Below are 453 nucleotides of genomic sequence, written 5' to 3'. Positions count from 1 at the left end.
GAAACATGTATGTAAATAATGTGCGTGAGGCTTTGGATCGACTAACTGAGGATGAATTCGAGGAATATTTAAAGAGATTGCGGTTAGTATTGAGAAAAAGGTACAAGAAGAATGTAAAGCCATCGGACTTAAGAAATCGAGTTAAAGAATTCATTAGCGGAAAAGATCCAAAAATTGATTATTTTGAATCATATTTATTAACATTCGATGAGCTTTCAGTAAATGGAGCGATAAATGCATTACATAATAAAAAAATAAAAATACCAAAAACATGGAGACAACTGCTATTAAGTGTAACAGAAGATCGGACATTATCACCTGAAGTTGTAAAACATTTGGAGGACGAACAAATATTATCAGAGATAAAGGCATTGTTTTATAATTCCATTGAATATTGCAAAAACGAAAATAGGGATCAATTTTTTACAAATTTGTATATCTTTAATAATTTTT

1 protein-coding gene is annotated in these 453 nt (G+C 29.6%); it reads left to right on the top strand.

Annotation, left to right across the window (positions count from 1 at the left end; translation table 11 throughout):
- A partial coding sequence (locus VU18_RS18190) for a hypothetical protein (protein WP_161797235.1) occupies nt 1-453 on the top strand: 453 nt, incomplete at both ends.

The sequence above is a fragment of the Geobacillus sp. ZGt-1 genome, from assembly GCF_001026865.1.
Lineage (GTDB): Bacteria > Bacillota > Bacilli > Bacillales > Anoxybacillaceae > Geobacillus > Geobacillus thermoleovorans.
The sequence above is the reverse complement of the archived record's forward strand: the minus strand, read 5'-3'. Positions and strand labels throughout refer to the sequence as shown.